Consider the following 26,051-nt stretch of genomic DNA (forward strand, 5'->3'; position numbering starts at 1 on the left):
GGCGGGCGGGTTCCCGATTCCTAAAACCTGATCGTGTTCCGAGCGCGGCGGCCCGGGCGGAACGGTCAGGCGCTTTGGGCCAGCGTCAGGCGCTTCGGCGCGGACGCTTCTTCAAGCTGGCCGTAGATGTCGAGATAGCGGTTGGCCATGGCGATGGCCGAGAATCGCTCCTCGAACCGACGGCGAACGTCGAACCGATTCAGCTGGGGCAGACGGCGGGCGGCTTCGACGGCGCCGTCCTCGTCCTTGACGATGAAGCCGGTCAGGCCGTCCTCGATCACCTCGGGCACCGAGCCGCACTCATAGGCGATCACCGGCGTGCCGCAGGCCATGGCCTCGATCATCACCAGGCCGAACGGCTCGGGCCAGGCGATCGGGAACAGCAAGGCGTCGGCCTTGCCCAGGAATTCCGATTTCTGGTGGTCGCCGATCTCGCCGACGAACTCGATCAGCGGATCGTCCAGCAGATGCTCGATCTCGTTGTGGAAATAGGCGCGGTCGGCGGCGTCGATCTTGGCGGCGATCTTCAGCTTCTTGCCCAGGCGCTTGGCGATGGCGATGGCGCGGTCCGGGCCCTTCTCGGGCGAGATGCGGCCCAGGAACGCCAGATAGCCGTCGGAGGTCGCGTTGAACTCGTAGATCTCGGCGGCCATGCCGTGCAGCACCGTGCCGGCCCAGTTGGCGAAGGGCAGGGGGCGACGCTGGTCGTCCGAGATGGAGACCAGCGGATATTGCGGCCAGCGGCGATAGACGCCCGGCAGATCCTTCAGGTCCAGGCGGCCGTGCAGGGTGGTCAGGGTCTTTTCCGGCATGTCCTCGAACATCGGGAACTGGATCATGTCGGTGTGGAAGTGGATCACGTCGAAGCGGTGGGCCTGGCGCTTCACCTCGGCCAGCATGGCCATGTGGGCGGCCAGGTCCGACTTCAGCGGGGCCGGGTCCAGGCGGATCGCCTGGTCGCGCACGACCACCAGCTCGGCCTTGGTGCGGGCGTCGCCGCTGGCGAACAGGGTGACCTCGTGACCCAGGTCGACCAGGGCGTCGGTGAGGTGGGCGACGACCCGCTCGGTGCCGCCGTAGAGGCGGGGCGGCACGGCTTCGTACAGGGGCGGAACCTGGGCGATCCTCATGGACGGAAATCCTGACGCTGTAAGGGCGCGACCGCGCGCCCTGTCGTCGGATCAAACCGCCAGTGTGGCGTTAAGGTTCCGCATGGAAAATAAAGAACCATAAGCGGTCTGAACCGTTCGCCTCCCACGATACTGGCGTTGACGAGCCTGGATCGTGACGGCCATTTGAAAGTACGCGGACTGGCCGCGTACGAGCGTGCGGCGAGACCTTTCGACGGTGATGAAGTCCTGGACCAAACGTGACGCACTGCTTGGCGGTGCGCTTTCGCTTTTCTCGTTTTCTTCCGCTCTCGCGCAGATCCAGAATTCGCCTGTCGTGCGGGTTCCTCAGCAGCCGGCCTCGCCGCCGCCAACCAGCGTGGTGCTGCGTTCCGATCAGGTGGATTTGCTGGTCCGGACGCTGAACCAGGCTCACACCCACGGCTTCGAGCCGATCGCCTTCGCGCCCGACGCCATCCTGCCGCAGCTGAACGCCCGCGACGGCGGCGCGCGCCAGGCTGGCCAGGCCCAGCTGATCGCCCTGACCTTGCGCTACGCCAAGGCCGTGCGCACCGGGCGCCTGACGCCGGACGGTTTTCTCACCGACTGGGGCCTGCGCCCCTTGCCCTACGATCCGGGTCCCGACTTCGTGCAGGCGGCCGCCCAGGATCGCCTGGGCCCGTGGCTGGACAGCCTGCCGCCGCCCTATACCGGCTACCAGACCCTGCGGAGGGGCCTGGCGACCTATCGCGATCTCGCCGCCAAGGGGGGCTGGAAGCCCATCGCGGCGGGCGAGGCGCTGAAGCTGGGCGCGACCGGCGATCCGCGCATCGCCGCGCTGGAGGCCCGGCTGGCGGTCGAGGACGCGACGGTGGCCGTCGACAAGGCCGCAGTGTTCGACGAGGCGCTGCAACAGGCCCTGATGCGCGCCCAGAAGCGCTTTGGCCTCAATCCCGACGGCGGCCTGGGCCCGGCGACGCTGACCGCGCTGAACGTTCCCGTCGAGCGCCGGATCGACCAGATCCTGGCCAATATGGAGCGTTGGCGCTGGCTGCCGCAGCAGCTGCCGGCCGACCGCATCCAGGTCAACATCGCCGCCGCCGTGATGAGCGTCTTCCACGACGACGCCCCGAACCTGACCATGCGGGCGGTGACCGGGCGGCCGGGCGACGAGACGCCGATGCTGCAGTCGACGATCCACTCGATCGTGCTCAATCCGCCCTGGAACGTGCCCGCCGGCATCGCCGCCAAGGAGCTGTGGCCCAAGCAGCGGGCCAATCCGCGCTATTTCGCCAACAACGACTTCATCGTCATTCCCACCGGCGACGGCGGATCGCGCCTGCAGCAGAAGGCCGGACCCAAGGCCGCCCTGGGCCTGGTGAAGTTCGACTTCGACAACCCCTACGGCGTCTATCTGCACGACACGCCCAGCCGCTCGAAGTTCGCCAGCTTCAGCCGCCTGGCCAGCCACGGCTGCGTGCGCCTGGAAAAGCCGATCCCGCTGGCCAAGCAGCTGCTGGCCACCAATCCCGACTGGCAGCCGGACGTGGTCGACGCGACCATCGCCTCGGGCAAGACCGTGCGCGCGCAACTGGGCCAGCCCATCGCCGTATTTCTGCTCTACTGGACGGCCTACATGACGCCAGATGGGCAGATGAACTTCCGCGATGATCCCTATGGCTGGGACAAGGTGCTGGTGCAGCGTATTGCCGCATCGGGTCCTGGCTCAGCTTGACCCAGGGTCCCGCGTAAGGCCTCTTCCCCGTCATCAGCCTTTTCGTTTCGGCCGGCCTTCCTCCGCGAAGGTGGTGGCGGTTTCGTAAAGACTCTGGCGTTTTAGTGATCGCGTGAGGGTCGCCAAGTGCGGTGATCCGGCCTTCCGGCGTCGCGCGAGGTCAGTCCGGGGAAGCGTAACCATGATCGAACGACGCAAGCTTTTGGGGCTTGGCCTCGGCGTGCTCGGCGCGAGCGCGGTCGGGCCGATGGCGGCCTTCGCCCAGTCGAAGCTGGGGATCTCCGATCCCATCGCCGATCTTCTGCAGCGGCAGTCCGATCTGCCTGAAGGAATGCCGGCCGAGGATCTTTCGTTCCCGGCCGCGCCCGTCGCCGCTCCGGTTTCGCAGGTTCGCCCGGCCTCGCACGGCCCCCGCTGGCTGAAGCTGCACAACATCCACACCCAGGAAAAGCTGGAAGCGGTCTATTACGAGAAGGGCGAGTACGTGCCCGACGCGGTCCAGGCGCTGGACAAGGTGCTGCGCGACTATCGCACCGGCGACGTCTATTCGATGCACCCGGAGCTGTTCGACACGCTCTCGACCCTGGCCGAGAAGACCGAGACCAAGTCGCACTTCCAGGTGATCTCCGGCTACCGCTCGCCCAAGACCAACGCGATGTTGCACGAACGCAGCGGTCAGGTCGCCAAACGCAGCCTGCACATGGACGGCAAGGCGATGGATGTCTATCTGGAGGACGTCGCTCTGGATCGACTGCGGGCCGCGGCCCTGGATCTCGGACGCGGTGGTGTGGGTTATTACCCCGTCAGCAATTTCGTCCACGTCGACGTCGGACCCGTCCGGCGTTGGTCCGGCTCCTGAGAGGGCCGCAGATTTAGAGGATAGCCCGGATGGCCAAGGCCGAACGCAAGAGCAACCCGTTCGGATGGATTCTCCTGGGCGCCCTGGTCGGGGCCATCGCCACCGCCGGCGTGCTGTTGATGGCCAGCTCGATGAGCTTCGACCGCGGCTACGAAGACGGCCCGACCGAGATCCGCACGGCCGCCGATGACGCCGCCACCGCTGCCGCCACGCGTCCGACCCCGGTGGCCACCGCCGCCAAGCCCGAAGCGCCGCCGCCCGCCGCCGTCGTTCCGGCGCCCGCCGCCGTCCAGACGCCGGTCGACGCCCAGATGGCCGACGACGCCGCCGCCGCCGGCATGACCTCGCGGGCCGAGCAAGAGCATCCGACGAACTAGGAACCCCGTCCGTTCCACAAAGAAAAAGGCCCCGGATCGCTCCGGGGCCTTTCCTGTTTCCGGCGTCGAACGTCTTACGACTTCGGCGCGGCCATCGGCGGCAGCTTGCCGGCGGCGGCCTTGACGGCCTCGTGCTGGGCCGGGGGCAGGGGGATCAGGCCGCGGCCTTGCAGATAGCCGCCACGACCGGTCGCCGAGTCGGACACGAATTCGGCGATGAATTCCTTCAGGCCCGGGGTCACCCCGACCTGGTCCTTCTTGACGTAGATGTAGAGCGAGCGCGACAGCGGGTACTGGCCGCTGGCGATCGTCTGGGCGTTCGGCTTCACGCCGTTGATGGCCGCGCCCTTGATCTTGTTGCCGTTCTCTTCGAGGAAGCTGTAGCCGAACACGCCCAGGGCGCCCGGGGTCTTCTCGATGGTGCCGACGATGGCGTTGTCGTTCTCGCCGGCGTCAACCCAGCCGCCGTCCGTGCGCAGCGGATCGACCTTGGCCTTGAAGGCCTTCTCGTCGCTCTCGGCCAGCGACTTGGCGGTCGGGAACTTCTTGGCGCCGTTCTCGATGGCCAGCTCGACGAAGGCGTCGCGGGTGCCCGAGGTGGGCGGGGGGCCGTAGACCAGGATGCGGTTGGCCGGCAGGCCGGCGCCGATGTCCTTCCAGGTCTTGTAGGGGTTGGCCACGAACTGGCCGCCGCGCAGGGCGTTCTGGGCCAGGCCCAGATACAGGTGCTCGATCTTGAAGTTGTAGTCGGGCGAGGACTTGTCCATGGCCACGACGATGCCGTCGAAGCCGATCTTCAGCTCGACGATGTTGTTGACGCCCTTGGACTTGCAGGCCTCGAACTCGGACTTCTTCATCGGACGCGAGGCGTTGGCGATGTCGGGGAACTTCTCGCCCAGGCCGCCGCAGAACATCTTGATGCCGCCGCCGGTGCCGAGGCTCTCGATCTTGGGCGCCTTCTTGCCGGTCTTCTTGGCGAAGTTCTCGGCGGTGCGGGTGGAGAAGGGGAAAACGGTCGAGGAGCCGGCGGCCCAGACATAGTCACGGGCGGCGTGGGCGCTGGATGCGCCAGCCAGCAGGCCAAGCGCGGCGGTGGCTCCGAGCAGGGTCTTCATTGGGGGCATTTCCTACTTTTTTGAGGGGGCAAGAAGGAGAATGTAGACGCAACTCTACGTTCCATGCTCCCGTCATTTGTCACAATTTGGCGACAGATTTGCGACGGATTCCGTTCACGGACGATCTTGCCTGCGCGCTACAGCAGGTCCAGCACCCGTTCCTTGGGCCGACAAAGCGCCACGCCCTTGGGCGTCGCCACGATCGGACGCTCCACCAGGATCGGGTGGGCGACCATGGCGTCCAGGATCGCATCGTCGGAGACGTCGGGGGCGGTCAGCCCCAGTTCCTCGGCCGGCGTGCCGCGCACGCGCAGCCAGTCGCGCGGCGTGACGTGGCCCTGCGCCATCAGCTCGGCCAGCTGCTGCCGGGTCCAGGGGCGCTTCAGATACTCCACCACCGACGGCTCGTGGCCCGCTTCACGGATCATGGCCAGCACGTTGCGCGAGGTGCCGCAGCCCGGGTTGTGGAAGATGGTGATGGGAAAGTCGGTCATGATCGCGGTGAACCAGTCGGCGAAGGCTCTGTAAAGAGCCGGCGCGTCATCCCGCCGCGCCTGGCTCCATGGTCAAGTCAACCAAGCGGCAACCCTGAGCCGGCATGCTCACGCCCGAGAGGTGTTCCCATGTCCGCTTATTCCACGTTGCGCAGCCTTGCCTTCATGTCGGTGATCACCTGCGGCCTGATCACGGCCGGCTGGAACGGCGCCCGGAATCTGGGATGGTCGCACGACCAGGACCGCGGCGATGTGATCTGGGTCAATACCGACCACCGCTGACGCCCGCGCGCCGAACGGCGGGTCAAGTCGCAACGCTTTTGGCGGCTCCTTGTGCGCGGTGGATCAAGTTTCTTGACCTTCGCCGTGCGGAAAGAGCCGTTGGCTGAGCAAAAAGCACGCGCTGGCGACATTTCGTTCAAAATGTCAGATGACGATCCCGTCAAGCGGCGGCGGCTGGGTGATGCTCGTTCTCAAGAGGCGTCGTCCTGGGGATAATCACCGCGGGTGATGGGCGCGACGGCCTCGAACGAGGACGTTATGTCGAACCAACGGCTTTTGATGGCGGGCTCTTCCGTCGCTGTTCTGCTCGCTCTGTCCGTCGCCGCGTCGCCCAGCCACGCCTTCGCCGCCGATACGGCGGCGGATCCGGCTGCCGACGCTTCGACCGCCGTCGACGAGATCGTGGTCAAGGCGCGCGACAAGGCGGGCCTGATCGAGACCCGGCCCAACAATACGGTGTTCGGCATCGACAAACCGCTGCTGGAGACGCCGCGCTCGGCCAGCTTCGTCAGCGACACCACCCTGCAGCGCTACGGCATCGAGACCATCGACGGCCTGACCGCCGTCTCGCCGGGCACCTACACCGCCAGCTTCTACGGCGTGCCCGGCGCGCTGAACATTCGCGGCACCCTGGCCGAGAACTACTTCCGCGGCTTCAAGCGCATCGAGAACCGCGGCACCTATTCCACCCCGATCGGCGCGGCCGACCAGATCCAGATCGTGCGCGGTCCGCCGACCCCGATCTACGGCTCGGGCAAGGTGGGCGGCATGCTCAACTTCATTCCGAAGTCGGGCAAGAACGAGGGTGGCTATCTGAGCGAGCCGACCGGCGAGGTCACCGCCACCTACGGCTCGTACAACAAGAAGAACGCCACGGCCCAGGTCGGCCTGCCGGTGAACCTGGGTCCGGTGACGGGCGGCGTCTACGCCTATGGCGAGGTCGAGGACAGCCACAGCTTCTACAAGGGCATCTATCCGCGTCGCCAGACCGGCGAGATCTCGGCCGACTTCGACCTGGGCAACGGCTGGTCGACGGCGTTCGGCGGCATGAAGTACCACTCGGACGGCGACGTGCAGACGCCCGGCTGGAACCGCCTGACCCAGACCCTGATCGACACCGGGACCTACACCACCGGCCGCGACACCAGCATCGTCGACAGCGACCACAACGGCCGCCTGACCCTGAACGAGATCAGCGGCAACAGCGCCAATCCGTACTACTACGACCCGGCGTTCAAGCCGCTGTACCAGGCCTATTACGGCTTCTACAGCACCGACGCGGCTCACACGCTGGACACCGGCGTGGGCACGACCAAGCTGTCGCCGCGCACGGTCTATATCAGCCCGGCCGACTTCTCGAAGACCGACACCAACACGCTGTACTTCGACCTGGCCAAGGCCCTGTCGCCGAGCAGCACCATCAAGGCCCAGCTGTTCTACGACGACCAGGAAAACAAGCGCTTCGTCAGCTACGGCTACCCGGCCTGGTTCGACAGCTCGGTCTGGGAAGCGCGCCTGACCTATAACTTCGAGAACGACTTCGCCGACGGCCTGGTCACGGCCAAGTCGTTCGTCGGCGCCTCGTACCGCGACTTCTCGGGCCGCCGGCGCGAGAGCTACAACAGCGGCGTGATCGCTCTGGATCGCCGCGACATCGCCTACGGCGCGACGGCCACCGACATCATCGACAGCCCATTCACCACCGAGACCGGCGCCCTGGGCCTGGCCTGGGAGAACGACAACAAGTCCGACTGGCAACAGAAGGGCGTGTTCTTCATGACCGACGTCATGGTCGCCGAGAAGCTGAACCTGATGGTGGGCGGCCGCTGGGACGACTACGACGTCAAGTCCAACGACACCGGCGTGCTCAGCTACCAGATCGCCGGCGAGCAGAAGGCCAGCAAGGGCAAATTCACCTACACCGCCAGCGCCACCTACAAGGCTCCGGCGGGCCTGATGCCCTATATCACCTACGCCAAGGCCTCGGCCCTGGAGATGAGCCAGGCCGGCGACGTGGCCCCCAGCCTGGTCGCCGACGCCAGCGACGCCTGGCTGTCCAACAGCGACCTGGCCGAGGCCGGGGTGAAGTTCCAGTGGCTGAAGGGCACGCTGGTCGGCTCGCTGGCGGGCTATCGCCAGAACCGCACCCAGCTGACCGGCATCACCGGCACCCCGACCGGCACCCGCGCCAAGGGTGTGGAGCTCGAAATCCGCTGGCTGGCGTCGGAGCACTTCAGCTTCACGGCGACCGGCAACGCCCAGCACACCACGGTCAAGGGCCCGGACAACTCGTTCCAGTACATCCCGGCCTACACCGCCGGCGTCCCGGGCTCGCAAGCGTTCGGCGGCACCTATGTAGTCTGGGCGTTCAGCAGCCTGCCGGGCCGCGCGGGCGACTACGACTACACCCTGATCCCCAAGTCGGTGGTCAGCCTGTACGGCGCCTACACCAGCGACGATCATGACTGGGGCAAGGTCGGCGGCACGCTGGGCGTCACCCACGTGACCAAGACCGCCGGCACCGTGCAGAACGCGGTGACCTATCCGGCCTACTACGTCGCCAACGCCTCGGCCTACTACGAGTACGGGCCGTACACGGTGACGGCCAACATCGATAACCTGTTCGACAAGCTCTACTTCACGCCCGACGCCGACAGCTACGCCAACCTCGGCGCGCTGCCCAGCAAGGGCCGCGAGTGGCGCGTGACCCTGTCGCGCAAGTTCTAGTTCCCCTCCCGCGCCCTTCGGTGACTAGGGGCGCGGGGTCCGCTTAAACATGGAGACTCCCATGTCGACGACGATCCCGTGGAGATCCTGGCTGCTGCTCGGCGCGCTGAGCCTGCTGCTGTTTCTGATCACCGCCTCGACCTTCTCGTCGCTGGGCGTGGTGCTGCCGGCGATGATCAAGGAGCAGGGCTGGGGCTTTGGTCCCGCCTTCCTCGGCTTCACCTTCCTGGGCGCCTTCTGCGGGGCCTCGTCCAAGCTGCCGGCCATCCTGATCCGCAAGATCGGGGTGCGCGGCACGATCATCGCCGGTTCGGCGGTGATGGTGGCGGGCTTTGCGTGCCTGGCCGCCTCGCCGGGCCTGGCGGTCTATCTGGTCGGCACGGCCCTGCTGGGCGTGGGCTACCAGATGATGGCCCTGATCCCCGGCACCCATGTGCTGTCGATGCTGTTCAAGAAGCGCGCCCTGCCGTTCGGGGTCTATTTCACCATCGGTTCGCTGGGCGGCGTGGTCGGTCCCTGGATGGCCGTGGAGGGCATGCACCTGGCCCATGGCGGCTGGCGTCCGTACTGGTGGGCTCAGGCCGTCGCCTCGATCGTGGTCGGCGCCCTGTGCGCGGCCCTGGTCGGCGGTCGCGCCTGGCTGGAAGCCGCCGCCGTCGAGACCGACAAGGCCGTGGCCGAGGACATCCAGTCCGCCCCGGTCAACGCCAAGGTCTATCGCACCTTGGTCGACTGGACCGTCAAGGAAGCGATCCGTACCCCGCAGTTCTACGTGATCCTGGCCGCCTATTTCGCCCACCTGCTGGGCGGGGTGACCGCCGTCAGCCTGGCGCCGACCCATTTCAGCGAGCTGGGCGTGGTCTCGGCCGTGGCGGTCGCCGCCATCAGCCTGGAATCGCTGATGCAGGTGGTGGCCCGGATGGGCGGCGGCCTGCTGGGCGACCGGATCGACCCCCGCTGGCTGCTGGCTGGGGCCCAAGGGATGATGGCCGTCGGCCTCCTGGCCCTGGCCCACGCCACCACCTGGCCGCTGCTGATGCTGTTCGCCGTGGGCGTGGGCGTCGGGTTCGGCCTGACCGTGCTGGCCGTCAGCATCCTTCTGCTCAACTACTATGGCCGCAAGAACAACCTGGAGATCTTCTCGTTGATCTGCCTGGTGGGCGCGGTCTCGGCCCTGGGGCCGGTGGTCGGCGGCGTGATGCGCGACCAGCTGGGCAGCTTCGCGCCAACCTTCCAGGTGTGCGCCGCCATAATCGGCGTAATCTTCGTGGCGGCCTGCTTCATGCGGCCCCCGCGCAAGGCCACCCAAGTCGAGCCGGTCGCCGAACCGGTCCCTGATATGCTTCAAGACGCCGCGTAAGGAGGAGCCGCCATGTTCCATAGCCCATCCAAGCACAAGGACTTCGGGGTGTTCCTGCCCGTCGCCAACGGCGGCTGGATCATCTCCAAGACCACCCCCGTCCTCGACGGCCTCTACCAGCAGAACAAGGCCGCAGCGGTCACCGCCGACCAGGTCGGCATGGACTTCGTGATGTCCATGGGCAAGTTCCGCGGCTTCGGCGGCGAGACCGACCACTGGGGCACGGCCCTGGAGTCGGTGACGATGATGGCCGGCATCGCCGAGGCCACCAAGAACGTCCGCATCTGGGCCACCATCCACCCGCTGCTGCAGAACCCGGCCGTGGCGGCCAAGATGATCGCCACCCTGGACCACATCAGCGGCGGCCGGGCGGGCCTGAACATCGTGGCCGGCGCCTACAAGGGCGAGTTCGACCAGATGGGCGCCTGGGACGACAGCCTGTCCCACGACGACCGCTACGCCCTGACCGAGGAATGGACGACGATCGTCAAGCGCCTGTGGTCGGAAGACAGCGTCGACTTCGCCGGCAAGTTCTTCAACATGAAGGACTGCCAGTCCAAGCCCAAGCCGCTGTCCAAGCCGCGTCCGGAGATCGTCTGCGCCGGCATGTCCGACCGCGGCTTCCAGTTCTCGGTGCGTGAGGCCGACGTCTGCTTCATCGGCGGCCGCACGCCCGATGAGCGCCGCGACGCCTCGCTGCGCGCCAAGAAGGCGGCCGAGGGCATGGGCAAGACCATCAAGACCTACGCCATGTGCACGGTCGTCCACGGCGACACCGACGCCAAGGCCGCCGCCATGGTCGAGCACTACAAGGACGGCGCCGACATGGGCGCGATCCTGGCCATGCTGGCCAGCTGGGGCGTGCCGGCCGAGAAGCTGGACACCGTCGCGGCCCAGCAGGGCGCGTTCATGACCCACACTGTCGTCGGTTCGCCCGCCACCTGCCGCGAGCAGATCGAGGAGTTCGTCAGCTACTGCCAGCTGGACGGCCTGATGCTGATCTTCCCCGACTATGTCGAGGGCCTGACCATGTTTGGCGCCGACATCCTGCCGGGCCTGCGGTCGGTGTATTCGTGAACGCGGTGAGCCCGACCTCGACAGCCGCCGAGGGCCTGGCCGGCTGGATCGCGCCGGGCCGCACGGCGGTGGTGGTGATCGACATGCAGGTCGACTTCGCCTCGCCGAGCGGCGTGCTGGGCGCGTTCATCGACATGAGCGTGGTCGAGCCCGCCCTGGCGGCCGCCGAAAAGCTGGTCGCCGAGGCCCGCGCGGCCGGCGTGCCGGTGGTGTTCGTGGGCCTGTCGACCACGGCCGAAACCGACTCCCCGGCCTGGAACGAGCGCATGCGCCGGCGCGGGGGCGACCCCGATGTCGACGCGGCCCTGTGCCGGGCGGGGGAGGTCGGTTCGGAGTTCTACGGTCCCAAGCCCCTGCCGGGCGAGCTGGTGGTGTTGAAGACCCGCTACAGCGGCTTTGTCGGCACCGATCTGGACATGCAGCTGACCAAGCTGGGCGTCGACACCCTGGTGGTGGCGGGCCTGACCACCGAATGCTGCGTGGGCGGCACCGTCCAGGACGCCTTCCACCTCGACTACCACGTGTTCGTCGCCGCCGACGCCTGCGCCGCCTACGAGGCGGACATCCATGAGGCCTCGCTGAAGGTGATGGAGCTGAACAGCGCGATCCTGACCGACACGGCCGCGATCGCCGACGCCTGGAAAGGGGCTGCTTGAGTATGGCCGACGGATTTCCGCCGATGGGCGCCAGCGCGCCCTACACCGTCACCGACGAGGACCGCGCGGCCATCGCCGCCGCCATCAGCCAGGACGAGATCGTCGAACTGGCCCTGACCCTGGGCAACATTCCGGCCCCCTCGGGCAAGGAGCTCGAGGTCGCCAACTACGTCTACGACTGGATGGCGCGCGAGGGCTTCTCGCCGCGCAAGGTCGGGGCCACGCCCGAGCGTCCGAACATCATCGGCACGCACGGCGGCAAGGGCGTCGGGAAGAACCTCCTCTTCACCGCCCACCTCGACACCGAGGCGCCGACCTGGAACCCGGATCTGGACGCCTACAAGTACAGCCCCGACACCATCGCCAATCCCGAGTGGGAGAAGTGCTGGCTGGAGGACGGCAAGCTCTATGGCTATCCGATCGCCAACGACCGCGGCCCGATGAGCTGCTTCATGATCGCCGCCAAGGCGCTCAAGAAGGCCGGCTACGAGCTGGCGGGCAAGATGTACCTGACCGCCTGTCCCGGCGAGATCGGCCCCGAGCCGATCGAGGAGCATCGCGGCGTCGCCTACATGGGCAAGGACATCGGGGCCCACTACCTGTTCCACCACGGCGGGGTCGCGCCGGACTACGCCATCGCCGCCGAGGGCTGTGATTTCGGCTTGACCTGGGTGGGCTGCGGCTATGCGGTGTTCCGCTTCCAGGTGTGGGGCGAGGGGGTGTTCACCCCGCTGCTCGACCATCCCGAGACGGCCGCCATGCATCCCAACCCGATCTACAAGATCGGCAAGCTGACCGAGGCGATCCACGCCTGGAGCGGTGAATACGAAAAGGCCAGCCGCTACGAGAGCGTCGGCGGCGTGGCCCAGCCCAAGTCGCAGATCGCCTCGATCCGCGGCGGCATCCCGTTCGCCTTCGGCGCGGGCACCGAGCTGGTGAACCTCTATCTCGAGGTCGGCCTGACGCCGAAGCAGCGCGTGGCCGAGGTCCAGCACTCGCTGGAGGCCATGGTGCGCGAGGCCGGCCTGGGTCGCATCGACATCGAGCCGGTGGTCGTGCGCCACGGCTTCGAGGCCGACGCCCGCGAAGTGGCCCCGCTGGTCGCCGCCGTCGACGACGCCACCAAGCTCAGCCTGGGCCATCCCGTGGCCCTGGCCAATCCGGTCTATTCCAGCATGTGGCGCGACCAGAACGTTTTCAACATGCACCGCATCCCGGCCATCACCACCGGCTTCCGCCGCTGGCGGCCGACGCCGCAGGACCTGGTCGACAGCGCCCTGGTCTACGCCCTGACCGCCCTGGCGGTCTGCGGCCGGGCCAGTCCCGACCAGAGCGCCAAGCGCCCCGCCTCGGCGGTCTATCCCGACAACCCGTTCGGGAACGAATAGCCGTGGGGGTCGCCGTCAGAGAATTGGCGCCGGAGCCGAGCGACTTCCGCAAGGCCATGGGCAGCTTCGCGGCGGGGGTGACCGTGGTCACCGTCTGTCACGACGGCCGCCTGGTCGGCACCACGGTCAGCGCCTTCAGCTCGGTGTCGATGGACCCGCCGCTGGTCATGGTCTGCCTCAAGCGCGACAGCCGCACCCTGGCGGCGCTGGGCCAGGCCAAGAGCTTCTGCGTCAACATCCTGGCCAGCGACCAGGGCGACCTGGCCTACCGCTTCGCCAAGAGCGGGGCGGACGACCGCTTCGCCCTGACCGCCGTGGAGTCCGGCGTCTGCGGCCACCCGCTGCTGGCCGGGGCCGTCGCCTCGGTCGAATGCGACCTGCACGCCGCCCACGACGGCGGCGATCACGAAATCCTGGTCGGCCGCGTCCTGCGCGTCGTGGTCGACGAAGCCAAGAGCCCGCTCGTCTACGTGCGCGGCGGCTTCCTCAACGTTTAGTCGGAGTCCCGCCGCATGGCTTATGACGTGCTCGATGTGAAGCCGATGACCCGCCGGATCGGCGCGGAAATCTTCGGCGTCGACCTGGGCAAGCCGCTCTCGAACCGTCAGTTCGAGGAGGTGCACCAGGCCCTGACCCAGTACCAGGTGATCTTCTTCCGCGACCAGGAGATGACCCACGACGCCCACAAGGACTTCGGGCGCAAGTTCGGCAACCTGGCCATCCATTCGGGCGTGCCGGGCCTAGCCGAGCATCCCGAGATCGTGGCCATCCACGCCGACGCCAACTCCAAGTTCGTGGCCGGCGAGAACTGGCACTCCGACCTGACCTGCGATCCCGAACCGCCCCTCGGCAGCATCCTCTACATGAAGGTCCTGCCCGACGACGGCGGCGACACCTGCTTTGCCAGCATGTACGCGGCCTACGAGACGCTGTCGGACAGGATGAAGGCCTATCTGGAGGGCCTGAGCGCCGAGCACGACGCCAACCCGGTCTACAAGGCGATCTTCCCGGACATCGACCGCAAGTACAATTGCTCGATCCATCCGATCGTCCGCACCCATCCGGTCAGCGGTCGCAAGAGCCTGTTCGTCAACCCGTCCTACACCACTCGGATCATGGGCGTGTCCAAGGCCGAGAGCACGGCGATCCTGAACTTCCTCTACCAGCATGCGCAGAACCCGGACTTCCAGGTGCGCTTCCGCTGGAAGAAGAACTCGGTGGCCTTCTGGGACAACCGCTGCACCTGGCACCAGGCGATCTGGGACTATTTCCCCGACACGCGCACGGGCTACCGGGTGACGGTGGCGGGCGATAAGCCGGTCTGATCTTGCTCCGCCTCTCCGCCGCGAAGGCCGGGACCCAGATTCATCCTGGGCGGCTCGTGGGGTTCACCTGGGCCCCGGCCTTCGCCGGGGAGACGGGGATATGTTGAAGAACCGCCGCATCCTCCTCCTCGGCGCGGCCGGCGGCATCGGCTCGGCCATCCGCGAAGGCCTGCGCGGCCGCTACGGCCTGATGCGCCTGGCCGACATCGCGCCACTCGCGCCGGCGGGGCAGGGCGAGGAACTCGCCAGCGCCGACCTTCTCGACATTCCGTCCCTGGTCGCCGCCATGAGCGGGATCGACACCGTCGTCCACATGGCGGGCGTGCCGGTCGAGCCGGAGACCAACGCCTGGGAGCAGGTGCTGCCGGCCAATATCGTCGGGGTCCACAACCTGTTCGAGGCGGCGCGGCTGGCGGGCGTGAAGCGGGTGCTGTTCGCCTCGTCGCACCACGCGGCGGGCTTCCATCGCCGCGACACGCCGACGGCGGAGACGATGGTTCCGCGCCCCGACAGCTACTACGGCGTCAGCAAGGTGTTCGGCGAGGCCATGGGCCGGATGTACGCCGACAAGTTCGGCCTGCAGGTTCTCAGCCTGCGGATCGGCGCCTATCGCGAGCGGCCGTCCGACCCGCGCCAGCTGGCGGTCTGGATCAGTCCGCGCGACATGGTCGAGCTGGTGCGATGCGGGATCGAGGCGCCGGATTTCGACTATGCGACCGTGTACGGAGTCTCGGCCAACACGCGGAATTTCTGGGATAATTCGGCGGCGGCGTTTCTGGGCTATGCGCCTGTCGACAACGCCGAGGATTGGGCGGCTGAGGTGATGGCTGGGCCGCCGGAAGATCCGGTGGCGGCGTCGTTCCAGGGCGGTTGGTATTGCGCGAAGGATTTCGTGGAGCGAGAGCGGCGCACTCACTTGCCCCCACCTGACGGCTCCGCCGTCTGTCCGCCCCCATAGGGGGCGGCGGAGCTAAACGCGCGGCCTCTTCCCCCTGCGGGGGAAGACGATCGCGAAGCGATCCGTAGGGGGCAAGTGCGTGTGAACCTACTCCCGCGTATAGCTCTCCGGGATCTGCGGGTTCGCTCCCGCCTTGCCCCACAGCAGGATCTCATTGCCCCAGGGGTCGCGGAAGGCGTGGTTGTAGCCGTTGAACTCGGCCCAGTAGTGGTCGCGCCACAGCTCGGTCGCGCCCAGCTTGACGGCCGTGTCGAGGATGCGCTCTGGGGTGTCGTCGTCGCCGATCAGCACCCAGATGCGCGGCTTGCGGCCGTCGGTCGAGAGGTGGCGGGGATCCACGCCGGCCGGCTCCGGATGAGGACGGACGTTCGCGGCCTTGAAGATGCCGATGTGCAGGTTGCCGATCTCGCTGTCGGTCCCGTCGCTCTTCTTGAAGAAGCCGCCCGGCACCATGCGATGATACTCGCCCTCGGGGCGGGCGTCGTTCTGCCAGCCGAACACCTCGGCGTAGAACTTGCCGGCGGCCGACGGGTCTTCGGAAGCCAGGTCGACGAAGATCAGGGTGTTGGTCATGAGTTTTCCGTCAGGCGAAGGGGCCGTCGGCGAAGCCGATCGACAGGGTGAGGTCTTTCCAGGCGTCGATGTCGGCCTGCAGGCCGGCCGCCGCGTAGCCGATGTATTTCAGCGCGTCCTCGCCCAGCAGCAGGTGCAGGGGCGGAGCCTCCTCGTCGGCGATTTGCAGGATGGCCTGGGCGGCCTTGACCGGATCGCCCGGCTCGGAGCCGGCGTGGTCGGCCATGATCCGCTCGGCGTCGCGGGCCAGGCCGTCATAGTCGGCGATCTTGGTCGCGACGATGGCCTTGGAGCCGGTCGAGAAGCTGGTGCGCAGGCCGCCCGGAGCGACGTTGGTGACCTTGATCCCCAGCTCGGCCACCTCGGCGGCCAGGGTCTGGGTCAGGCCTTCCAGCGCCCACTTGCTGGCGCAATAGACGCCGGTGCCGGCCCAGACGGCCAGGCCCGAGACCGAGGTGACGTTGATGATCCGCCCGGCGCGGCGGGCGCGCATGGCCGGCAGCACGGCCTTCAGCAGGGCCAGCGGGCCGATGACATTGGTCTCGAACTGGACGCGGACCTCGTCCAGCGAAGCCTCCTCGACCGCCCCGACCAGGCCGTAGCCGGCGTTGTTGACCAGGACGTCGATCGCGCCCGCGGCCGCCTCGGCCTGGGCGACGCCGGCCTTCACGGCCGCCTCGTCGGTGACGTCCAGCACCAGGGCCTGGCCGCCCAGCAGTTCGAACGCGTCGGCGTCCGCGGCCTTGCGCACCGTGCCGAAGACGGTGTCGTCGCGCGCCAGGGCCGCCAGGGCGATCTCGCGCCCGAGCCCGCCGGACACGCCGGTGATCAGCCAGGTTTTGGTCATGTGAGGTTCCGGTAGACGGCAGAGGGGCGCCCTCGTCCTTCGACAAGCTCAGGATGAGGGCGAATGCAACGGCGGTTCAGTCGAAATCCTCATCCTGAGCTTGTCGAAGGACGAGGATTTCGCACCACGATCAATACGGCTTGTCGCCCTTCACCCACAGGCGGTGCATCGTCCGGAAGTACTTGGTGTCGTCATACAGCGTGCCGGTGTGCAGGGTGCAGCGGTTGTCCCACATCAGCAGATCGCCCTTGGCCCACTTGTGGCGATAGACGAAGTCGTCGCCGGTCATGAATTCCACCAGCTCGTCGATCAGGGCCAGGCCTTCCGGGCCCGGCTTGCCGATCACCTCGGTCACCGTGCCGGTCGAGGGCCACAGCGCCTTGCGGCCGTCGGCGGGGTGGGTGCGGATCAGCGGGTGCTCGACGTCTGGATTGGCGGCTTCCAGCTCGGGCGACAGGTTCTGCTGTTGGCCGAACTGGCGGGTGGCCATGAAATGCTTGTAGCTGTGGTGCAGGCTCAGCGGCAGAAGCTCGGCCTGCTTCTCGGGCGACAGGGCGTTCCAAGCGGCACAGCCGTCGGCCAGCAGGGTGTCGGAGCCTTCGTCGGGCACTTCCACGGCATAGAGCATGGTCAGCATCACCGGCTCGGGCTTGTAGCTGTAGTCGGTATGCCAGCCGACGCCGTCGTTGTGGGCGCCGATCGGCTTGCCGTCCACGACCCGGTTGCTGAGGATGAAGATCTTCGGATAGCCGGGCAGGGTGAAGCGGGTCTGGGTGTGGTCTTCCGGATCGCCGAACCGGCCGATGAAGCGCATCAGGTTGTCGGGCGTCATGTCCTGGCCCGGCACCACGACGGCGCCGTGGCGATGGAAAGTCGCGACCACCTTGTCGATCTCGGCGTCCGAGGCGGTGGGCAGGTCGATGTCATGGATCCGCGCCCCGAAGCCGGGCTTCAGTTCCGTGATCGTCAGGTCGTCGGCGAGCGTCATGTCCACGGGCGCGGTCCTTTGGAAGTTTTGTGACTTTGAACCTAGAGCCGTGTTGATGGCGCGTCTTGCCTGTACGCGCCCGACGGCTTTGCGTGCGCGTCCTGCAAAGTCGGCGGGCGCCGCAAGCTTGCGCGTCTTTTGCTCAATTCCGCCCGAGAACCCGGCGACGCCGCCCATGCACCAGGCGATGGCCAAGTTATCGTGCGCGCTGGTGCAAGACCGGTGGGCGCGCGCCGCCTAGCCTTCGTATCGATCTTGCGAAGGAGCGCTCCGCATGGGCCCAACGCCCGCCCCCCATCTGAACGACGCTTTCTTCGACGGCCTGTCGCGCTCGATGCTCGACGTCGACGCGGCCGAGACCCTGCCGCCGGCCTGCTACACCGACGCGGCCTTCTACGACTTCGAGAAGGAGGCGCTGTTCAATCACGAATGGCTGTGCGTGGGCCGCACGGACTGGGTGAAGGAGCAGGGCGACTACTTCACCACCACGATCATCGGCGAACCGATCATCGTGACGAAGAACCGCTCCGACGAGATCAAGGCGATGTCGGCGGTGTGCCAGCACCGCGCCATGCTGGTGGCCGAGGGCCGGGGCAACACCCGCGGCTTCGTCTGCCCCTATCACCACTGGGTTTATTCGCTGAACGGCGACCTGGTGAACGCCCCGGCCATGGAGCGCACCTGCGACTTCAACAAGAAGGCCATCAAGCTGCCGACCTTCAAGGTCGAGGTCTGGCTGGGCTTCATCTTCATCAATTTCGACGCCGACGCGCCGCCCCTGGCCCCGCGCCTGAAGGCCGTCGAGGACGCCATCGCCAACTACGACCTGAGCAACGCCGAGGGCCTGACGCCGCCCATGACCGGAACGTTCGCCTGGAACTGGAAGGTGATGTTCGAGAACAACAACGACGGCTACCATGCCAACAAGCTGCATCGCGGCCCGCTGCACGACTTCATTCCCAGCGAGCTGTGCAGCTTCCCCGAAGCCGCGGAGGGCGACGCCGGCTTCCTGCGCTACAACGGCACCACCCACGCGGACGTCAGCTTCAACCCCACCCAGAAGGCGGTGCTGCCGATCTTCCCGGGGCTGACCGACGAGGACCGCAACCGCGCCACCTTCGCCAACATCCCGCCCACGCTGTCGCTGGTGATGACCAGCGACATGGTGATCTACCTGATCCTGCGCCCCACGGGTCCAGAGACCATGGAGCAGGACACCGGCCTGCTGGTCGCGCCCGGCGCCACCGAGGTGAACGGCTTCGAAGAGCGGCTGGAGATGATCATGACCTCGGCGGGCAAGATCATCGCCCAGGACATGCATGTCGACGAACTGGTCCAGGTGGGTCTGCGCTCGCGGTTCGCCGTGCGCGGCCGCTATTCCTGGCAGGAGGGCGCGCAGGTGCAGTTCAACCGCTGGCTCACGCCGCGCTACCAGAAGACCTGGGCCGCGATGAGCGCCCCCAAGGTCGAAGCCTCTAAGTCCGAAGCCGCCAAGCCGGAGGTCGCCGCATGACCCGCATGCCCGTCGTCTTCTTCGGTCACGGCAGCCCGATGATCGCCCTGGAGACCAACGACACCACCAAGACCTGGAAGGCCATGGGCGAGGCGTTCGGCAAGCCGAAAGCCATCCTCTGCATCTCGGCCCACTGGTTGACCCAGGGCGTCGGCGTCACCGCCATGACCGCCCCGCGCACCATCCACGACTTTGGCGCCTCGTTCCCGCAGGCCCTGTTCGACGTGCAATACCCCGCGCCCGGCTCGCCCGAACTGGCGATGCGCGTGAAGGACCTGCTGGCGCCGCAGCCGGTGATGCTGGACCAGCAGGCCTGGGGCCTGGACCACGGAACCTGGTCGGTGCTGAGCAAGGCTTATCCCGATGCCGACGTGCCAGTGGTGCAGTTGTCGATGGACGCCACCAAGCCGCCGGAATGGCATTTCGAGCTGGCCAAGCGCCTGGCCCCGCTGCGTGACGAGGGCGTGCTGATCGTCGGCACCGGCAACATCGTCCACAACCTGCCGGCCATGAACTGGGGCGAGCGCCACTGCGCGCCCTACGACTGGTCGCAGCGGTTCAACGAGCACATCAAGCAGGCCATCGCCGAGGACGCGCCCGAGCGGGCCGTGAACTTCGCCGCCCTGGGCCAGGACGCCGCCAAGTCGGTTCCCACGCCCGATCACTACTGGCCGCTGCTCTATGTGCTGGGCGCGCGCCTGCCGGGCGACGTGGCCAGCTTCGCCCCCGACCACATCGAGCACGGCTCGCTGAGCATGACCTCGGTCACGCTCGCCACGCCCGTCGCAGCCTAAGCCGGAGAGACCCCGATGCCCTTCATCTGCGAACCCGGCCAGACCCGCCCCGACGTCCTGCCCGGCGCCCTGCACACCCTGAAAGCCACGCCCCAGACGATCCACTGGGGTTACTTCGACCCGTCGATCAAGCCCAGCTTGCGCATCAAGAGCGGCGACCTGGTCAGCGCCGAGGCGATCACCCACCACGCCGGCGACGCGCCGGACCTGATGATGGACGAGGCGGTCACCCGCATCTTCACCGAGGTTCCCGAGGACGACCGCAACCCCGGCGTCCACATCATGACCGGCCCGATCTATGTGGAAGACGCCAAGCCCGGCGACGTGCTGGAGGTGCGCTACCTGCGCATGGTGCCGCGCAACAACTACGGCTCCAACCTCGCGGCCAACTGGGGCTATCTCTACAAGGAGTTCGGCGAGAAGGAGCGGGTGACGATCTACGAGCTGGATCAGAACACCAACACCGCCAGCGCGCTCTACGCCTACGACTTCGAAGGCAAGTACCTGATCCCCGGCACGATCACCAACTGCCCCGAATGCGACCGCCAGCCAGCCCTGGGCGGCGTGCGCGTGGCGGCCCGCCCGCACCTGGGCACGGCCGGCGTGGCGCCCGCCGTCGACGGCCGGGTCAGCACCATCCCGCCCGGCGCCCACGGCGGCAATATCGACAACTGGCGGATCGGGGCGGGGGCCACGATGTACTACCCCGTGCAGGTCGAGGGCGGACTGTTCTCGATCGGCGACCCCCATGTGTCGCAAGGCGACGGCGAGATCTCCGGCACGGCCATCGAGAGCTCGCTGAACGTCCTGATGCAGATCGTCCTGCGCAAGGACTTCGTCTCGCCCGGACCCCTGCTGGAGACGCCGAAGTACTGGATCGTCCACGGCTTCGACGAGGATCTCAACGTCGCCATGCGCGACGCCTCGCTCAACATGCTGACCCTTCTGTCCGACCACGTCGGCCTGTCGAAGAACGACGCCTATTCGCTGATGAGCGTGGCCTCCGACTTCGGCGTCACCCAGGTGGTCGACGGCAAGCAAGGTTGCCACGTGCGCATCCCGCGCGACATCTTCCCCAAGCTGAAGGGCTAGGAGCACCCCGATGAAGGCCTGGTCGTTCAGCACCGACAGCCATCCCCGCGCCGAACGCGCCGATGCCTGGCGCGAGGCGATGAACCGTCTGGGCCTGCCGATCGAGGGCCTGTCGGACGCCGAGCCGGCCAGCGCCTCGGTGGTCTGCCTGACCTCGCCCCTGGGCATCGAGTTCGCCCTGGTCGAGGCCGGGGCCCAGGCGATCACCGGTCGGCTGTCGGGCCAGCCGGCGGCCGTTTGGCTGGCGGTGCTGCTGAGCGGCGAGGCGACCCTGGTCACCGACGAGCTGGCCGACGAGCTGGCCCCCGGCGACATCGCCTACGGCCCCACCGGCCAGGCCGCGGCCCTGAGGCTGGAGACCCGCTGCCGGCTGATGTTCGTCCGCGCGCCGCGCGTCGCCCTGGACCATCGGCTGATCGCTCCGGTCAGCCTGCGGGTCGGGCGGCTGGAGGGCGCGACGGGCGTGGCTCACATCCTGTCGGGCCTGCTGCGCGCCACGGCCGACGGGCTGGAGGACCTGACCGTCGACCAACTGCGTCCGGTCGAACTGGCCCTGACCGAATTCCTGGCGATCTGCCTGGTGGAGGGCGGGGCGGCGACCGACGTGCTGGGCGCGAACGCCGGCGCGCCGACCGCCCACCTCCAGCGCCTGTGCCAGACCATCGAGACCCTGCTGCCCGACCCGGACCTGTCGCTGCGCCGGGTGGCGGACGAGGAGGGGGTCTCGCCCCGCTACGTCCAGAAGCTGTTCGCCAGCGCCGACGAGACCTTCAGCCACTATCTGCGCAGCCGCCGCCTGGAGCGCTGCCGCACCGACCTGGCCAGCCCGCAGCACGCGCGGCTGTCGATCTCGGAGATCTGCTTCCGCTGGGGCTTCAACGGCTCGGCCCACTTCAGCCGGGCGTTCCGCGACCAGTACGGCCTGTCGCCGCGCGAGTTCCGGCAAACGGCGGCGGCCTAGGGCCTCCACGCGCTACGGAACGAACACCTCTCCGGTGTCCATGCGGATATTGCGGATGGCGCGACAGGCGTCTTCGCTGGCTCGAGCGCCCTCCGGCTTGAAACTCAGCAGCAGCGACCGTCGCCGCGCGCCGGAGTGGTTGCGGGTGGCGCCATGCAGCAGGTCGGCGTCGAACACCAGGATGTCTCCAGCCTCGCCCGCCAGCGTCACGGCCAGGGCCTCGTCCGGTTCGCCCTGGTCCTGGGGACTCGGAACCACGCGGGTGGCCCCGTTGTCGGGCCCATAGGCGTCGAGAAAGACCAGGGCGGAGACCGTGGCCTGGCCCGCGGCGTCGCGATGCAGGGACTGATGGCCGCCGCCCGGCAGCGGCTCGCGGCCTTCGACCTGGCAGAGGAAGAAGGGACCGCCCAGCATCCGTCCCGCCGCCGCCAGCAGGGGCGGTAGGCGGCAGGTGCGCTGCACGGTGGGATCCAGATCGACCAGGGCGTGACGCCAGTCGGGGCCTCGGGGAACGGCCCACTGGTGCTGGGTTCCGGCGTCGAAGGCGACGCGCAAGGCTTCGCGCCAGTCTTCGGGCACGGCGCCGCGCAGCAGAAGATAGCCGTCGCGGTCCAGGATGGCGGCTTGCTCCGCCGCAAGGGGTTCGATCTTGGTGGGCGTCAGCAGGTCGCTCATGGCGCGAGCCTAGCGACCCCGCGTTGCTTTTGAAGCGGAAATCTACCGGCTCACACCGAAGCGAAACTCGGTGGTCTGGGTGAACACCTCGCCCGGCCGCAGCACGGTCGAGGGGAAGTTGGCGTGGTTGGGGCTGTCGGCGAAGTGCTGGGTCTCGATGGCCAGGCCCGCGCCCTTTTCGAGGCCTCGGCCGTCGGGGGTCTTCAGCGAACCGTTGAAGCTGTTGGCGGTGAACAGCTGGACGCCCGGCTGGGTGGTGGCGACCTCCAGGGTGCGGCCGCTGGCGGGATCGGCCACGCGCACCGCCGGGACCAGCTTGCCGCGCCCGCCGCCGTCGACGACGAAGTTGTGGTCGAAGCCGTTGGCGAACTTGATCTGCGGATCGTCGGCCGTCACGCGGTCGCCCAGACGGACGGGCTGGCGCAGGTCCAGCGCCGTGCCGGCCACGGAGACGATCTCGCCGGTCGGCAGCTTGCGGGCGTTGATCGGGGTGTAGGTCTGGGCCAGCACCTGGGCGGTCTGGTCATAGACATTGCCGTCCCCCGCCAGGTTGAAATAGGCGTGATGGCTGAGATTGATCACCGTCGGCTTGTCGGTGGTGGCGCGATAGTCGATCCGCAGGGCGTTCTGGCGGGTGACGGTGTAGGTCACGGTCACCTTCAGCGTCCCCGGATAGCCGCCTTCGCCGTCGACCGCGGTGTAGGCCAGGGTCACGCCAGCCTCGCCGTGGCGCTCGAACGGCGCGCCGCTCCACAGCCGCGTGGAAAAGCCGGTGGGGCCGCCGTGCGAGGAAACGCCCTCGGCGCCGCTGGGCAGGTCGTGGCGGACGCCATCGATCGAGAAGCCGCCGTTCGAGATCCGGTTGGCGTAGCGGCCCAGCAGCGAGCTGAAATTGGCCCGCGCCTCGTAGGCCTTCAGGTCGGCCAGCTCGAGCACGACGTTCTTGATCTCGCCCTTGCGGTCGGGGACGTCGACCTGGGTGATGACGCCGCCATACGACAGCACCTTCACGGTCATGCCGCGATCGTTCTTCAGCGTGAAGATCTCAATGGGAGCGCCGGCGGCGGTGACGCCGTAGGGCGCGCGACTGGCCTCTGCGGCGAGAGCTGGGCCGGACGTGGCGCAGGCCGACAGCGCGCCGGCGGCGACCATCAGGGCCAGGGGCGCGGCGGCGGTCTTGCGGACTTTGAGGACCATGGCTTCCTTCCCGTTCGCCCGTGCCGGGCTTGTTATGGAAACCGGTGTCATCCAAACGGCGAGCGAGATCAAGAGGGAAGGCCGCCCCCGTTCGAGATCGGGAGGCGGCCTCGCGTTTTCAGGCGCGGATCTTGACCTTCACGGGATCAGAGCGTGCTCATCCCGCCGTCGATGACCAGTTCGGCGCCGACCGTGAACGTCGACTCGTCGGAGGCCAGGAACACCGCGGCCTTGGCCACTTCGCTAGGCGCGCCGAACCGGCCGGCCGGAATCTGACCCAGGATCGACCCGGCCACGTCCTGGAGCTGGGCCTCGGTGAAGCCGAGCTTGCCATAGAGCGGCGTCTGGATCGGTCCAGGGCTGATGGTGTTGACCCGCACGCCGCGCGAGATCAGCTCGCCCGACAGGGTCTTGCCCAGGCTGATCAGGGCCGCCTTGCTGGCCGCGTAGACGCTGGAATTGGCCATGCCGATATGGGCGTTGATCGAGCCGTTCAGGATGATCGAGGCCGGGTTGGCCAGGATCGGCGTCAGCGCCTGGACCAGGAACAGCGGGCCCTTGACGTTGATGTCGAACGTGCGGTCGAAGCCTTCTTCGTCCCAGGCTTCCAGGGGCTTCAGCTCGGCGACGCCGGCGTTGATGAAGACGGCGTCGATCTGGCCGAAGGCGTCCTTCAGCTTGCCGGCGAGCGCCTTCTGGTCGGCGACGTCGCCGGCGTTCGAGCGCAGGACGATGGCGTCCGGGCCGAGGGCCAGGCGGGCCTCCTCCAGGGTGGCGGGGTTCGTGCCGGTGACGGCGACGCGCGCGCCCTCGGCGATGAACTGCCTGGCGGTTTCCAGGCCGATGCCGCTGGTGCCGCCGGTGATCAGGGCGCGCTTGCCGGTGAGACGGGTCATGGTGTCGAGCTCCAAAGGTGAACGTCGCGAAGAGCGGCGATCCGATGAAGCACAGATAGGTCTCAGACCTATTGGATAAACCGCTCAAGCTATGACAGGATCATTCAGCTTTTAGGAATGATGGGGTTCAAAAGTGGACCGTCTGCGCGCTTTCGAGATGTTCGCGACCGTGGTGGCCCGGGGAGGCTTCACGCGGGCGGCGCAAGCGCTGGACACTTCGCCGGCCAACGTCACCCGCTATGTCAACGAGCTGGAAGCGCATCTGGGCACGCGGCTTTTGAACCGCACCTCGCGCAAGCTGTCGCTGACCGAGAGCGGCAGGGCGCTGTACGAACGCTGCCGCTCCATCCTGGAGGAGGTGGCCGAGGCCGAAGCGATCGCGTCTTCGGCGTCGGTCCAGCCGCGCGGCCGGCTGCGGATCAACGCGCCGCTCAGTTTCGGCGTTCGGCATCTGGCGCCGCTGTGGCCGGCCTTCTTGGAGCGCTATCCCGATGTCGAGCTGGACATCGCCCTGATCGATCGGGTCGTCGACATCGTCGAGGAGGGCTACGACCTGGCCATCCGCATTTCGAACGCTGGCTCGGCCAGTCACGTGGGGCGCAAGCTGGCCACGTCGCGCAACATCGTCTGCGCCTCGCCGACCTATCTGGCCGCTCGTGGGACTCCAGAGACGCCGGCCGACCTCCGGGACCATGACTGCATCGGCTACGCCTACGCGGCCACCGCCGACGAGTGGCGTTTCATCGACGTCCAGGGGAGGCCTCACGCGGTCAAGGTCGAGCCTCGGGTTCACACCAATAACGGCGACACCGCCCAGGCGCTGGCGATCGCGGGGCGGGGGATCACCTGGCAGCCGACCTTCCTGATCGGGGAGGATCTGCGGGCGGGCCGTCTGGTGCGGCTGATGCCGGGTTACGAGATGGCGTCCATCGACATCCTGGCCGTCTATCCCAGCCGCCGGCACGTGCCCGCCAAGGTGCGGGCGATGGTCGATTTCCTGGCCCAGGCCTTTAGAGGCGGACCCTCGTGGGATCGTGGCCTGGAGGCCTGACC

26 protein-coding genes and 1 pseudogene are annotated in these 26,051 nt (G+C 67.7%); 17 read left to right on the top strand and 10 right to left on the bottom strand.

What is annotated here, in order from left to right; translation table 11 throughout:
• Nucleotides 1–65 precede the first annotated feature (65 nt).
• The gene (locus G3M62_RS09020; RefSeq protein WP_165186357.1) at nt 66–1,130 is read right to left on the bottom strand and encodes a glycosyltransferase family 4 protein; all 1,065 of its coding nucleotides are present in this window, start codon (nt 1,128–1,130) and stop codon (nt 66–68) included.
• A 220-nt stretch (nt 1,131–1,350) separates the two neighbouring features.
• Here G3M62_RS09020 and G3M62_RS09025 point away from each other — a divergent pair, with 220 nt between their 5' ends.
• The 3 genes from G3M62_RS09025 to G3M62_RS09035 all read left to right on the top strand — a co-directional run bounded on the left by G3M62_RS09025 (nt 1,351) and on the right by G3M62_RS09035 (nt 4,080).
• Nucleotides 1,351–2,844, top strand: a complete 1,494-nt coding sequence (locus tag G3M62_RS09025) for a L,D-transpeptidase family protein (protein WP_165186359.1) — start codon at nt 1,351–1,353, stop codon at nt 2,842–2,844.
• 181 nt (nt 2,845–3,025) lie between these two features.
• On the top strand, nt 3,026–3,703 hold the full coding sequence (mepK, locus tag G3M62_RS09030; protein WP_165186360.1) for a peptidoglycan L,D-endopeptidase MepK: 678 nt from the start codon (nt 3,026–3,028) through the stop codon (nt 3,701–3,703).
• 29 nt (nt 3,704–3,732) lie between these two features.
• The gene (locus G3M62_RS09035) at nt 3,733–4,080 is read left to right on the top strand and encodes a hypothetical protein (RefSeq protein WP_165186362.1); all 348 of its coding nucleotides are present in this window, start codon (nt 3,733–3,735) and stop codon (nt 4,078–4,080) included.
• 74 nt (nt 4,081–4,154) lie between these two features.
• On the opposite strand, the gene G3M62_RS09040 is transcribed toward G3M62_RS09035, so the two are convergent.
• Nucleotides 4,155–5,195, bottom strand: coding sequence for a substrate-binding domain-containing protein (locus tag G3M62_RS09040; RefSeq protein WP_165186364.1), 1,041 nt, complete (start codon nt 5,193–5,195; stop codon nt 4,155–4,157).
• Between the two features lie 137 nt (nt 5,196–5,332).
• Nucleotides 5,333–5,689, bottom strand: coding sequence for an arsenate reductase (glutaredoxin) (arsC, locus tag G3M62_RS09045; protein ID WP_165186366.1), 357 nt, complete (start codon nt 5,687–5,689; stop codon nt 5,333–5,335).
• A 129-nt stretch (nt 5,690–5,818) separates the two neighbouring features.
• On the opposite strand from arsC, the gene G3M62_RS09050 reads away from it, so the two are divergent.
• The 9 genes from G3M62_RS09050 (at nt 5,819) to G3M62_RS09090 (ending at nt 15,462) form a co-directional block, all read left to right on the top strand.
• Entirely contained in the window at nt 5,819–5,971 is a 153-nt protein-coding gene (locus G3M62_RS09050) for a hypothetical protein (RefSeq protein ID WP_165186368.1), read from the top strand.
• A 258-nt stretch (nt 5,972–6,229) separates the two neighbouring features.
• Nucleotides 6,230–8,698 (top strand): TonB-dependent siderophore receptor, encoded by a 2,469-nt coding sequence (locus G3M62_RS09055; protein WP_165186370.1) that lies wholly within the window; start codon nt 6,230–6,232, stop codon nt 8,696–8,698.
• A gap of 61 nt (nt 8,699–8,759) precedes the next feature.
• Nucleotides 8,760–10,058, top strand: a complete 1,299-nt coding sequence (locus G3M62_RS09060) for an MFS transporter (RefSeq protein ID WP_165186372.1) — start codon at nt 8,760–8,762, stop codon at nt 10,056–10,058.
• 12 nt (nt 10,059–10,070) lie between these two features.
• Entirely contained in the window at nt 10,071–11,135 is a 1,065-nt protein-coding gene (locus G3M62_RS09065) for an LLM class flavin-dependent oxidoreductase (protein ID WP_165186374.1), read from the top strand.
• On the top strand, nt 11,132–11,791 hold the full coding sequence (locus G3M62_RS09070; RefSeq protein WP_165186376.1) for a cysteine hydrolase family protein: 660 nt from the start codon (nt 11,132–11,134) through the stop codon (nt 11,789–11,791). The genes G3M62_RS09065 and G3M62_RS09070 overlap by 4 nt, the downstream gene beginning before the upstream one ends.
• Nucleotides 11,792–11,793: 2 nt before the next feature.
• On the top strand, nt 11,794–13,179 hold the full coding sequence (locus tag G3M62_RS09075; protein ID WP_165186377.1) for a zinc-binding metallopeptidase family protein: 1,386 nt from the start codon (nt 11,794–11,796) through the stop codon (nt 13,177–13,179).
• A 2-nt stretch (nt 13,180–13,181) separates the two neighbouring features.
• Nucleotides 13,182–13,676, top strand: a complete 495-nt coding sequence (locus G3M62_RS09080; protein ID WP_205691966.1) for a flavin reductase family protein — start codon at nt 13,182–13,184, stop codon at nt 13,674–13,676.
• Between the two features lie 15 nt (nt 13,677–13,691).
• Complete coding sequence (locus tag G3M62_RS09085) at nt 13,692–14,504, top strand: TauD/TfdA dioxygenase family protein (protein ID WP_165186379.1); 813 nt, start codon at nt 13,692–13,694, stop codon at nt 14,502–14,504.
• A 100-nt stretch (nt 14,505–14,604) separates the two neighbouring features.
• A complete protein-coding gene (locus tag G3M62_RS09090) occupies nt 14,605–15,462 on the top strand; it encodes an NAD-dependent epimerase/dehydratase family protein (protein ID WP_246263539.1) in 858 nt (285 codons plus the stop codon).
• A gap of 87 nt (nt 15,463–15,549) precedes the next feature.
• Here G3M62_RS09090 and G3M62_RS09095 read toward each other — a convergent pair whose 3' ends face one another.
• The 4 genes and pseudogenes from G3M62_RS09095 to G3M62_RS09105 form a co-directional block, all read right to left on the bottom strand.
• Nucleotides 15,550–16,035 carry a VOC family protein gene (locus G3M62_RS09095; protein WP_165186381.1) on the bottom strand — a complete coding sequence of 162 codons (486 nt, stop codon included), beginning with the start codon at nt 16,033–16,035 and terminating at the stop codon, nt 15,550–15,552.
• Nucleotides 16,036–16,045: 10 nt separating this feature from the next.
• On the bottom strand, nt 16,046–16,882 hold the full coding sequence (locus G3M62_RS09100) for an oxidoreductase (protein ID WP_165186383.1): 837 nt from the start codon (nt 16,880–16,882) through the stop codon (nt 16,046–16,048).
• A gap of 26 nt (nt 16,883–16,908) precedes the next feature.
• Nucleotides 16,909–17,000 (bottom strand): annotated as a pseudogene (locus G3M62_RS26490) (hypothetical protein); the annotation flags it as partial.
• Between the two features lie 12 nt (nt 17,001–17,012).
• Nucleotides 17,013–17,870, bottom strand: a complete 858-nt coding sequence (locus tag G3M62_RS09105; RefSeq protein ID WP_165191258.1) for a TauD/TfdA dioxygenase family protein — start codon at nt 17,868–17,870, stop codon at nt 17,013–17,015.
• Nucleotides 17,871–18,144: 274 nt separating this feature from the next.
• Between G3M62_RS09105 and G3M62_RS09110 the strand changes: the two genes are divergently transcribed.
• From G3M62_RS09110 to G3M62_RS09125, 4 genes are read left to right on the top strand one after another with little or no spacing between them, the layout of a single operon-like run.
• Nucleotides 18,145–19,383 (top strand): aromatic ring-hydroxylating oxygenase subunit alpha, encoded by a 1,239-nt coding sequence (locus tag G3M62_RS09110; protein ID WP_165186385.1) that lies wholly within the window; start codon nt 18,145–18,147, stop codon nt 19,381–19,383.
• Nucleotides 19,380–20,177, top strand: a complete 798-nt coding sequence (gene ygiD / locus G3M62_RS09115; RefSeq protein WP_165186387.1) for a 4,5-DOPA-extradiol-dioxygenase — start codon at nt 19,380–19,382, stop codon at nt 20,175–20,177. The genes G3M62_RS09110 and ygiD overlap by 4 nt, the downstream gene beginning before the upstream one ends.
• Nucleotides 20,178–20,192: 15 nt before the next feature.
• Nucleotides 20,193–21,269 (top strand): acetamidase/formamidase family protein, encoded by a 1,077-nt coding sequence (locus G3M62_RS09120; RefSeq protein ID WP_165186389.1) that lies wholly within the window; start codon nt 20,193–20,195, stop codon nt 21,267–21,269.
• A 10-nt stretch (nt 21,270–21,279) separates the two neighbouring features.
• Nucleotides 21,280–22,230, top strand: a complete 951-nt coding sequence (locus tag G3M62_RS09125) for a helix-turn-helix domain-containing protein (RefSeq protein WP_165186391.1) — start codon at nt 21,280–21,282, stop codon at nt 22,228–22,230.
• A gap of 12 nt (nt 22,231–22,242) precedes the next feature.
• Here G3M62_RS09125 and G3M62_RS09130 read toward each other — a convergent pair whose 3' ends face one another.
• From G3M62_RS09130 to G3M62_RS09140, 3 genes are all read right to left on the bottom strand, one after another.
• The gene (locus G3M62_RS09130; RefSeq protein ID WP_205691967.1) at nt 22,243–22,905 is read right to left on the bottom strand and encodes a phytanoyl-CoA dioxygenase family protein; all 663 of its coding nucleotides are present in this window, start codon (nt 22,903–22,905) and stop codon (nt 22,243–22,245) included.
• Between the two features lie 42 nt (nt 22,906–22,947).
• Entirely contained in the window at nt 22,948–24,102 is a 1,155-nt protein-coding gene (locus G3M62_RS09135; RefSeq protein WP_165186393.1) for an aldose epimerase family protein, read from the bottom strand.
• A gap of 146 nt (nt 24,103–24,248) precedes the next feature.
• Nucleotides 24,249–24,998, bottom strand: coding sequence for an SDR family oxidoreductase (locus G3M62_RS09140; RefSeq protein ID WP_165186395.1), 750 nt, complete (start codon nt 24,996–24,998; stop codon nt 24,249–24,251).
• A 133-nt stretch (nt 24,999–25,131) separates the two neighbouring features.
• Here G3M62_RS09140 and G3M62_RS09145 point away from each other — a divergent pair, with 133 nt between their 5' ends.
• The gene (locus G3M62_RS09145; protein WP_165186397.1) at nt 25,132–26,049 is read left to right on the top strand and encodes a LysR family transcriptional regulator; all 918 of its coding nucleotides are present in this window, start codon (nt 25,132–25,134) and stop codon (nt 26,047–26,049) included.
• Nucleotides 26,050–26,051: the final 2 nt, after the last annotated feature.

Origin of the sequence: Caulobacter soli (assembly GCF_011045195.1) — a bacterium.
GTDB classification, from domain to species: domain Bacteria; phylum Pseudomonadota; class Alphaproteobacteria; order Caulobacterales; family Caulobacteraceae; genus Caulobacter; species Caulobacter soli.